The organism is Microcoleus sp. OTE_8_concoct_300, from assembly GCF_031383065.1.
Classification (GTDB): Bacteria; Cyanobacteriota; Cyanobacteriia; order Cyanobacteriales; family Microcoleaceae; genus Microcoleus.
Genome location: NZ_JANMZH010000344.1, coordinates 1 through 2,084, shown reverse-complemented (window position 1 = coordinate 2,084; position 2,084 = coordinate 1). Strand labels below are relative to the sequence as shown.

General features: G+C 41.8%; 2 protein-coding genes. Both read right to left on the bottom strand.

Going from position 1 to position 2,084, the window contains the following annotated elements:
- Positions 1-142 precede the first annotated feature (142 nt).
- A complete protein-coding gene (locus tag ACUVJL_RS15660) occupies positions 143-565 on the bottom strand; it encodes a hypothetical protein (protein WP_445246687.1) in 423 nt (140 codons plus the stop codon).
- Positions 566-569: 4 nt separating this feature from the next.
- A complete protein-coding gene (locus tag ACUVJL_RS15655; protein ID WP_445246686.1) occupies positions 570-1,679 on the bottom strand; it encodes a serine/threonine-protein kinase in 1,110 nt (369 codons plus the stop codon).
- Positions 1,680-2,084: the final 405 nt, after the last annotated feature.

The window sequence follows — 2,084 nt, the reverse complement described above, 5'->3', positions numbered from 1 at the left end:
AAATCTTCCAGGTGATTCGCAATCGCTTCATTTTCTATTTGGGGACTATTTTTTTTCTTTGCATGATCTCGGTTAATTCTTTTTTTGCGAATCATAACTGGTTTAACTATGGCTCAACTGCTTGCCCCGTAAAGGTTTCATCCTATTTTACCTTTTTTGGTCTACCCCCTTGACAATTTGCACTTTTTCTTAACTTGTCACAAATGATCCTACACACACTTTCGCCGCCAACCACGAAAAAGAAGTCATCGCCGCTGTTGAAAGAATCGACAAGCCAGTTGTAGCGGCTGGTGTGATTAGCCCCCCAGCGTTCTAGCGGAATTCGCAACTTTTTGGCGAGGGCGGGTTCTAGTGCATAATCATTCATACGGTAGATGTCGGGACTTATGGGATGTCGATCGGCTTTAACGTCTACAGATAAGGTGGGATTGGCTGTTTGGGCGATCGGCGTTGTGAGGTAAACTGTGGTTGTGGCGATTGCCAAAGTCGTGATTAAACCCAATAAAAATAGGACAAGCCAACGAGGTTTATTTTCGCGAGACTGCAATAAAAATCGTGGATTCATTAATTTATGATATAGTGTTTAATAAGGCTTCTTTAAAATCTACTGCACTTTTATAATAAATTTCAGGATTGTCAACTAAAGCGCGATCTATTACGGTTGCTAGCCGTTGAGGAATCGAGGAAGTGCGATCGCGAATAGGAACCACATCATTATCCAACACAGCACGAAACGGATCTAATCCCACAAAATTGCGAGGCGAATATCCCGTAATCATCACATACAAACAAGCCGCAGCCGCCCAAACATCAACCTCTGGCTTAGCATACTTATAATCAAGCACTTGCTGTCGCGGCATAAAATACGGCGTACCAACAGCATTACCACTCAGAGTTAAGCCGCTTAAACCCGCTTTATCGAAAGCTTTTGCTAGCCCATAATTCCCAATTTTAGCAACTTGTTTTCCGCCAATATTCGCCAGAAAAATATTCCCCGGCTTCAAATCCCGGTGAATCAAACCCCGTCCTTTGGCAAAACTACCATCAGCCAATCTGACATTCGGAATTTCCGCATTATGAGTGTAAGTCAAACCATCTAAAACTTGCACAATAATAGCCACAGCCTCATCAATCGGCAAAGTGCTGACACCGCGTTTTGGCATCAAATCAACAACACTACCACCCTCACAGTATTCCATCGTGAAAAAGAAAGTTTCATCAGCATAACCAGACTCTTTAAATCCTACCACATGAGGATGTTTCAAACATTTAGTATTATCCACTTCCCGCAAAAACCAATTCACAGCCCGCTGATTCGCAGCAACTTTTGGTAACATCACTTTCAGGGCGACTTCTTCATTTGTTTGTTTATGTCGCGCCAAATAAACCAAACTAAAACCGCCCTTCCCCAACTCCTTCAGTAAAACATAATCACCGAGAACTCCGATATTATTTTGACCACCCACAGCTTTGAACAGAAAAGCTTGCAGCATTTCCCACAGATGGGCTTGATTTGAGGGAATAATTGGGGGTGATTGTTGTTGGAGATTTTTGGCTATTTTCGGGTCAAGGGCAATAGCAACTCGAAAAGAAGTATCGTTGAGTGTAAATTCATCTCCCCCCTGCAAGTCGTATTCTGGAAATTGAATTTGAGCTGGGGGGGTGACAACCCGTCCCAAACCCAGAGAGCGTAAAGAGTTAACCCACTTGTGCTAAAAAAAGATAGGCAGCCGAATTGTTACAAGCTAGCCTATCTCAAAAATTAATGTTACCAACATTCTATAGCAATCGTAAATGATTTGTAAATCATAAATTATGTATAATGAGGATGTGAATCTAATTAGGAGTTGAGATGTCTGAAAATAAATCGGTAGAAAAATTTGTAGAACATGAAGGAAAAGCTTTATGGGAACTCGAAAATTTTATTGCCAGTAACCCCGACCCAGGGCTATTTCATTCTAAATAATTCCTTGAGTGTGTTAAGACCAAAGCCAGCAAGTCGTTGAGCTTGAGCCATATTCTGAAATCCATACTCTCGATATAAATTGAGTGCAAAATTACGCGCCGTTGCCCAGATTTGCACG

Excerpts from the sequence above, each read along its gene's own strand:
- ACUVJL_RS15660 (WP_445246687.1), bottom strand. The coding sequence starts at position 565 with ATGAATCCACGATTTTTATTGCAGTCTCGCGAAAATAAACCTCGTTGG.